The 5,213-nt window shown below is 52.8% G+C and carries 4 protein-coding genes; 1 reads left to right on the forward strand and 3 read right to left on the reverse strand.

Annotated elements, in window-relative coordinates; translation table 11 throughout:
- Positions 1-2,637 (reverse strand): excinuclease ABC subunit UvrA (gene uvrA, locus Q0294_RS10205; protein ID WP_299464326.1); only part of this gene is annotated, 2,637 nt, incomplete at its 3' end.
- Positions 2,638-2,723: 86 nt separating this feature from the next.
- A complete protein-coding gene (locus tag Q0294_RS10210) occupies positions 2,724-3,152 on the reverse strand; it encodes a hypothetical protein (protein WP_299464329.1) in 429 nt (142 codons plus the stop codon).
- A 174-nt stretch (positions 3,153-3,326) separates the two neighbouring features.
- Between Q0294_RS10210 and Q0294_RS10215 the strand changes: the two genes are divergently transcribed.
- The gene (locus Q0294_RS10215) at positions 3,327-4,346 is read left to right on the forward strand and encodes a DUF368 domain-containing protein (RefSeq protein WP_299464332.1); all 1,020 of its coding nucleotides are present in this window, start codon (positions 3,327-3,329) and stop codon (positions 4,344-4,346) included.
- On the opposite strand, the gene Q0294_RS10220 is transcribed toward Q0294_RS10215, so the two are convergent.
- On the reverse strand, positions 4,343-5,213 hold an 871-nt coding region (locus Q0294_RS10220), incomplete at its 5' end, for a VCBS repeat-containing protein (protein ID WP_299464335.1). The two genes, Q0294_RS10215 and Q0294_RS10220, sit on opposite strands and share 4 nt — an antisense overlap.

A 5,213-nucleotide genomic window follows, 5' to 3' on the forward strand; every position in this document is an offset into this window, starting at 1 on the left:
TTTCCCCAGTTCGCGCGCGAGCTTCACACGCTGCGCTTCACCTCCGGAAAGTGTGGGCGAAGGTTGTCCGAGCTTGAGATAATCCAGGCCGACCGCATGCAGCGATTCCAGCAGCTTCAGAATTTTGGGAACGTTCTGGAAATGTTCAATCGCCTGCTGAATATCCATCTCGAGGACTTCGGCGATGTTGGCGCCTTTATATCGGATCTCCAGAGTTTCATGATGAAAGCGTCGCCCTTCACAGACCGGACAGGGGACCCAGACATCGGCGAGGAAGTCCATCTCCAGTTTATTCGCGCCATGGCCTTCACAGGCTTCACAGCGCCCCCCGGCGACATTGAAACTGAATCGCCCGGCTTTATAACCCCGCATGCGGGACTCGGGGAGTTTCGTATAAAGATCGCGGATCAGATCGAAGACTTTCACATACGTCGCCGGATTCGAGCGGGGCGTGCGACCAATGGGCGACTGATCAATGTCAATCGCTTTGTCGATGAATTCGAGGCCGGTGACTTTCAGATGTTCGCCCGGATTCCCTTTGCCTTTGTTGGCTTTTTTATTCAATACGGGCCAGAGAATATCATTGACGAGCGAACTCTTGCCGGAACCGCTCACGCCCGTCACGCAGATGAAACCTTTGGTCGGAATCACCGCATCAATGTTTTTCAGGTTGTGATGTTTCGCACCTTTGATGGTGATCGATTCTTTTTTGATCAGTGGGCGGCGTGTTTCCGGGATTTCAATTTTTTCTTTACCGGACAAAAACTGTGCCGTCACACTGTTTTTTGATTTGAGCACATTCTGATAAGTTCCCTCCGCAACGATGTGTCCTCCCCGCACACCGGGGCCCGGACCAAAGTCGACGATATGGTCGGCGGCGCGCATCGTTTCTTCATCATGTTCGACGACAATCACCGTATTGCCCTGATCGCGCAGGTCACACAGGCTTTCCAGCAGCATCGTATTATCGCGGGGATGCAGGCCGATCGAAGGTTCATCCAGAATGTAAACCACGCCGACAAGACCGCAGCCAATCTGCCCCGCCAGACGAATCCGCTGACTTTCGCCTCCCGAAAGCGTTGGAGCAGTACGATCCAGAGTTAAATAGTTCAGTCCGCACCGCAGCAGAAATCCGAGCCGCCCGCGAATTTCTTTCAAGACTTCGTCTGCGATCAGCAGGCCGGTCTCATCCAGATCCAGTGATTCAAAAAACCGTGCCGCTTCTTCAATGCTGCAGGCACAGACTTCCGGCAGTGTTTTTTCGACGGTCTTTGCACTGCCGTTCTTTGAAAAACTGTTTGATGCCACCCGCACATGGCGGGCCTGCGTATTCAATCGCGTACCGTGACAACTGGAACATTGCACGAAGTCCATATACTTTTCGAGCTGTTTCCGTCGCATGGGATTGCTGGTTTTGCGGTAGCTGTCAAGTAGTTCCTCGACATATCCGTCCCACGTACCGCCGTGCTTCCAGATCCCGCCGGAATGCCGCCAGCTGAATGTGATATTCCGATCGCCGGTGCCGTACAGAAACTGATGCTGCGCCGCTTCGGGGAGTTCGTTCCAGGGCGTTTTCAGAAAACTGTCTTCGGCGAGTTTCAAATCTTTTTCGATTGAACGGGCAACCCCGTTGTAGATGTGCCGCCGCCATTTCCCGACTTTACTTAACGGCCCCAGGAGTTCGAAGGCCCCCTTTTGTATGGAAAGACTCTCTTTGGAAAGTAACGCCTCCAGCGGAAAATCGTACCGCATGCCCAGGCCATTGCATTCAGTACACATTCCCAGGGGACTATTGAAACTGAAAAGCTGAGGGCTCGGCGGTTCATAACTGATACCGCAATCGGAACAGGCATAACGCGAGCTGTAAATTTTTTCCTGATGTGTGTCTGCGTTTTCTTCATCGGGATGTCCGGCTGAGATCTCTTCGACAACAATCAGGGTTCCATTCGACATTTTCAGAGCCAGTTCGACCGACTCTGCCAGACGGGAGCGACTGATTTTCCCTGCGACCAGTCGATCGACGACGACTTCAATCGTGTGCCTCATCTGTCGATCCAGCTGCAGTTGATCGGAAAGCTGTACGATGCGACCATCGACGCGGGCTCTGAGAAATCCCTGTTTCGAGAGATCATCGAACAGATCTTTGTATTCGCCTTTCTGCTGCTGGATTAAGGGGGCCAGAATTGAAAAGCGGGTTTTCGCCGGCAGCAGGGAAATCGAATCGATAATCCGTTCGCTGCTTTGAGAGCTGATCGGTTTGCCGCAGTTTTCGCAGGAGCCCTGCCCCACCCGGGCGAATAACACGCGCAGGTAATCATAGATTTCCGTAATCGTGCCAACCGTACTGCGCGGGTTGCGGCCGCTCATTTTCTGCTGGATGGAAATGGAAGGCGCGAGACCGGAGATCGAATCGACTTCGGGTTTCGGCATCTGTCCCAGAAACTGCCGCGCATAACTCGAGAGCGACTCGACGTAACGCCGTTGCCCTTCCGCATACAGCGTATCAAACGCGAGCGAACTTTTGCCGGAGCCGCTGACTCCGGTCATGACAATCAGCTGATTTCGGGGAAGTTGAAGACTGACGTTTTGCAGATTGTGCTCGCGAGCACCAGTAATAATAATATCAGTTTGTGACATGGACCGCGTTATACCAATCGGCTGATGCCGGGCTAAGAAACTCAAACTAAATCGTGATCAAATCGAACGCATCGATTTCAAATGGATCAGAGCAGCCCGCCTCCGAAGCTCTCTTCTTCATCATCGTCCTGATCCTGAGTTGGAAGAATCTCCGGTTCCGGCTCGGCTGCTTCCGGCTCCGCAGTAGTCTCTGCTGAAATTTCCGGCGACTGCGTTTCTGTGACTGCAGTTTCCTCTATTATTTCCGTTTCTACCAGTTCGTCAATCGAGCGCGCTGCGGCGGCGGCCCGTTCTGAGGAAGACTGGTCGGCAGCCGGCAGTTCATAATAATCAAAATGATAAGGATCACGGTACAGGCTGCGTTTTTCTTCGACGAGCTGCATGAAAACCGTTTTTCCTTCCACCTGCGTTGATTTGGAAACGACGTTACCGCTCAATCGGATTGTTTGACCCGTTTGAGGGCACTTCCAGAGTCGCCTGATATCCAGATCCAGCTTCAGTCCGGGGCCTTTCATAGTGCTTTTCTCTTTGCTTTTGGGGAACCAGAAATCAACGCTTTTCAGAAACGCTTCACTACATTACACTCTGCCTGTCTATGAAACATACCTGATCCCGCATCCTCTATTCAATTGCTGGCGTCGAAATAATTGAATTGAAGATCCTTTTGTTCATTAAATCAAGGTTGATTGATGTCTGATCCAGAACAATCCGTTTCCCAGCCTGCTCCCAAATTTCCCGCCCGAGGAGACCTGATTCAGCTGGGACGGGGATTATTAATGGGGGGCGCGGATATCATCCCCGGCGTTTCCGGAGGAACCGTCGCACTGATTCTGGGAATCTACCAGCGACTGATCACCGCCATCAGTCACTGCGATGCCCGGCTGTTCCAACTGCTGCTGCACCGAAAATGGTCAGAGGCTGCCCGACATCTGGATCTGCGTTTTGTGATTCCCCTGGGTGTGGGAATTCTGACGGGGGTCGTCAGCCTGGCGAGTCTGATGCATTATCTGCTGGATTACCATCTGCAACTGACGCTGTCGCTTTTTTTCGGCCTGATCCTGGCATCCAGTTTTTTGGTCGCACAAATGGTGCATCGCTGGACATTTCCGAATGTGATCGCCTTACTGGCTTCGCTGGCGGGTGTTTACATTCTGGTGGGAGAACATTCCGTCAAGCCGCCGGAAGGAAACCTGTATGTGTTTCTCTGCGGGATGATCGCCATCTGTGCGATGATTCTGCCGGGCATCAGCGGCGCGCTGATTCTGGTCCTGCTGGGAAAATATCACGACATCACCGGGTTACTGAAAACCATTCCCAAAGAGCTGCTCAAAGGGCACATCGACTGGAGCGGCTTGCTGACGGTTTTTGTGTTTGTGCTGGGCTGCCTGCTGGGACTGATTCTGTTCAGCAAAGTGTTGCGCTGGCTGCTGCACAATTACCATACCATGACGATGGCGGTACTCTGCGGCCTGATGATCGGCTCGTTACGGCGAATCTGGCCGTTCAAGATCGACGTCACGCCTTACACGAGCGATCAGACACCGGAAATGGTCCCCTTCAAACATCGCATCTATGAGAATATCTGGCCGACCGCTTTCGACGGCATGTTCTGGGCGTCCCTCGCGCTGATTCTTGGAGCCGCATTCCTGGTATGGGGCCTGGACTGTTTATCTAAAAAGTACGCGATGCATGACACGACCGATCTTTAAGGCTGCTTGATTTCCGGTTTGCCATCATCCTGCGGGTAAAGCAAAACGCGATCATGGCATAACAGAATCAGATCCTTCCGCTTGTCGCCGGTCACATCGGCGATAAGCGCCTCACGGGGATTGACGCCGCTGCGATTGGCCCGGGAAAATGTTTTCTCTTCAAAGACCTTGAAGTTGAGCGCATGTCGCAGTCCCTGCTTTTCGCTGAAATTCAGAATTTCGACGTGATTGGTCCGCGTATCGAGGATCACCACTTCAGACTGCCCGTCCCCGTTCAGATCGCCGGCAACGGAATCTGTAAAATAAGCCTGAGGCAGTTTTGATTCAAACGAGGCGACGTCTTTCAATGTCGGCGGAGTCTGACCCGAATAAAGTATGCCGAACTGACCGCGCCCGAAGAGAAACAGGTCGGGACGCTGATCCCCGTTCAAGTCGGCCACGTGTGCTGACAGAAACGGAAACTCGCCGATTTCGACTTCTTTCCAGGGCCGATACACATTGGCTTCCTTTCGCAGAATGCGAAGTTTCTCGACTCCCAGGTCGACCAGGACAATTTCGTCTCCCGGTTCGCCGTCGAGGTTAATATTCACCGCACCCACGACGCGGGCTTTGCTCTCCGGTGCATTGAACTGATCGACGACCTGCCATTGCCCGGCGGAGTTCAAAACCAGTCTGCGGGCAAAATTATTCTGGGCCGTCAGAATCCAGTCTTGTTTTTCGCCGCCGATAAAGATTGATTCCGGTTTAATCTCATCCAGATTAATGCCTCCGGAAGGGGTGATTAATTTGGGCGTCTGTTTCGGTGGCAGCGAAATCATTTTAGGCGCACGGGACAGGCCATAAAAGGCCATCAATTCGAACACCCCG

Source organism: uncultured Gimesia sp. (genome assembly GCF_937919775.1).
Taxonomy (GTDB): Bacteria; Planctomycetota; Planctomycetia; order Planctomycetales; family Planctomycetaceae; genus Gimesia.